This is a genomic window from Bacillus cereus group sp. BfR-BA-01524 (genome assembly GCF_022662595.1).
Classification (GTDB): Bacteria; Bacillota; Bacilli; order Bacillales; family Bacillaceae_G; genus Bacillus_A; species Bacillus_A thuringiensis_S.
Window position 1 is genome coordinate 1 of sequence record NZ_JAKUDW010000213.1, and the last position, 2,048, is coordinate 2,048.

Here is a 2,048-nt window from a genome sequence, read left to right on the forward strand (position 1 = left end):
GTAATTGATGGATTAACGAATACTGTAATTACTACTATTCCTGTCGGCGTTGAACCGAGGGGAGGGATAGGAGTTAACTTATCTACCAATCTTATATATGTACCAAATCGCGGAAGCAATAACGTGTCTGTAATTAGCGGCGCAACCAATACCGTTATTACCACTATTCCTACTGGAAATCAGCCAGGTAATTTTGGATCAAGGGGAATAGGAGTTAACTCATCTACTAATCGAATTTATACCGTTGTATCCGGTCCTCCTAGCAATGTTACCGTAATTGATGGATTAACGAATACTGTGATTGCTACTATTCCTGTCGGGTTTTCGCCAAATGGAATAGGAATCAATCCTTAAGAACATACTTATACTCAATTTAAATAACGCTTTTATATGAAATTCTTACACATTTTGACACATTGAACACCGTAATCGATTGAAAATTCATAATAATATTAATTTGTTGAATACATCAAATTTCAACATTATGCGACAAAGTTATTTCTCCTCCAGAATCCCTGCCCACGCAGGGATTCTTCCTTTTACTCATTAATTTCCCACTGAATTTTCCTTCTGAACAAAATTCAAATTTGGTCTTACTTTATTAAATTTGAACTCACATTTCCCTCTCTGTGTTGAGTTAAGATAGTCTCTAACGCAGTTGCTATTCCTTCATTAGCAATCCATTGCCCACGTAAGTATCCTGATAAACCTAAATCGCCATTTTCATACGCTTTGTCTGATTCCTTTCTGTTCTCTACTGCTGACTGTTTTAAATGATTGATATATTCTTCAATTACCTTTTTCATTTTCTCTATCCCTCCTAGTCTAGTTCCAGAAATTCTGATCTGGTACGCTTCGAATGAGTTATCCTAATCTTCTGAATACCTTTCCCATGCTCTTCTATTGTTGCATCCCAAGCTTCAGCTTCACTCCTAGCATCAAAGCAATCCATCTTTTGCCGTTCCTCTTTATCGTAAAAATGTACTTCAAAGCTTGGATTGAAAAACTTTTCACTGGTGCTTATAGCGTTGTAGCGGAAACTCCCTATAACATCATCAATAGTTAATTGCTTCATAATCGCATCCCCAGTTATTTAATTTTTTCCGTGATCGTAGTTGAAACACGATCAACTTTTCCACCTTGCCAAGTAATTACTTGTTCCCCGAATCCTGTTACTGGAGGATTCAGTAGCGTAACCTCACCATTCTTGACCACATAAATTTTATTATCAGTAACATTGATTTCAACTTTCGTAGGCTTCATACGACTGAAATCCCCCTTTTTCTTGTTAGATAACTTTTTGTTGCTGCTTAGGTTGTAACTCTTGTTTCATTGACTCAAATTTTATTAACCATGCTTGCCAACGCTTATCGTTTTCTTCTTGCTGCTGGATTGCTACTTCGCAATTACAACCACTCGTTTCAATTACACCTGGGTAAGTTTCTTTACAAATAATCCCTGTATTACGGCATAATGCACACATGCTTATTCCTCCTTATTAGAAACCTAAATTTGTAAGCCTTTGATCAGCTGTTGTAAATTTCAAAACCCTTGAATCCCCTAATAAACGACTAACTGTTTTAGCATCGTATTTATTAAAAAGTTGTTTTCCGGTAAAGTTTGTTGTAGTAAATGTACTCATTCCTTGTCTAGCGTTTGATACCGCATATAAAAGGCGTTGAATGAAATCCGATGCCTGTCTATTCGAATCAGTTGACCCGCTTTCTGCCCCAAGATCATCTAATACCACCAAATCAGCTTGTCCAATTAATTGGACGAAATATTGAAGTGTATATTTACTGCTCTTATCATCAAAAGAATCCATAATCATTCTTGTTATTGCTTCTAATTCAACGTACAAGCAACTTTTCATAAGATTATAATTTTCTTCTTTTTGACTGATATCCCAAAAATATTGATTTAATTCATGAAGCATACTGTATGCTAAGAAACTTTTTGCCGTCCCTTGATTTCCTGTAAATACAACTTTTCTAATTTCTCCGTTCTTTAAATCCTCCAAGGTTTCTTCTACAGCTTTCTTGTGACTA

At 35.8% G+C, this 2,048-nt stretch carries 6 protein-coding genes; 1 reads left to right on the forward strand and 5 read right to left on the reverse strand.

The genetic code is table 11. The features are described 5' to 3' along the window. Window positions 1–354: YncE family protein (locus tag MR170_RS30400; RefSeq protein WP_481746797.1), on the forward strand; the 354-nt coding region annotated here is incomplete at its 5' end. Between the two features lie 239 nt (window positions 355–593). Here the strand turns inward: MR170_RS30400 and MR170_RS30405 are convergent. The 5 genes from MR170_RS30405 to MR170_RS30425 all read right to left on the reverse strand — a co-directional run. Beyond that, entirely contained in the window at window positions 594–806 is a 213-nt protein-coding gene (locus tag MR170_RS30405) for a glyoxalase (protein ID WP_242310601.1), read from the reverse strand. Window positions 807–820: 14 nt separating this feature from the next. Beyond that, window positions 821–1,075 carry a hypothetical protein gene (locus MR170_RS30410; protein WP_000811858.1) on the reverse strand — a complete coding sequence of 85 codons (255 nt, stop codon included), beginning with the start codon at window positions 1,073–1,075 and terminating at the stop codon, window positions 821–823. A gap of 14 nt (window positions 1,076–1,089) precedes the next feature. Then, window positions 1,090–1,263: a DUF3954 domain-containing protein gene (locus MR170_RS30415; protein ID WP_242310603.1), complete on the reverse strand. Its 174-nt coding sequence runs from the start codon at window positions 1,261–1,263 to the stop codon at window positions 1,090–1,092. A gap of 25 nt (window positions 1,264–1,288) precedes the next feature. Further along, window positions 1,289–1,483 (reverse strand): hypothetical protein, encoded by a 195-nt coding sequence (locus MR170_RS30420; RefSeq protein WP_242310605.1) that lies wholly within the window; start codon window positions 1,481–1,483, stop codon window positions 1,289–1,291. 15 nt (window positions 1,484–1,498) lie between these two features. After that, window positions 1,499–2,048 (reverse strand): P-loop NTPase family protein (locus tag MR170_RS30425; protein ID WP_481746798.1); only part of this gene is annotated, 550 nt, incomplete at its 5' end.

Excerpts from the sequence above, each read along its gene's own strand:
- MR170_RS30405 (WP_242310601.1), bottom strand. The coding sequence starts at position 806 with ATGAAAAAGGTAATTGAAGAATATATCAATCATTTAAAACAGTCAGCA.
- MR170_RS30410 (WP_000811858.1), bottom strand. The coding sequence starts at position 1,075 with ATGAAGCAATTAACTATTGATGATGTTATAGGGAGTTTCCGCTACAAC.
- MR170_RS30415 (WP_242310603.1), bottom strand. The coding sequence starts at position 1,263 with ATGAAGCCTACGAAAGTTGAAATCAATGTTACTGATAATAAAATTTAT.
- MR170_RS30420 (WP_242310605.1), bottom strand. The coding sequence starts at position 1,483 with ATGTGTGCATTATGCCGTAATACAGGGATTATTTGTAAAGAAACTTAC.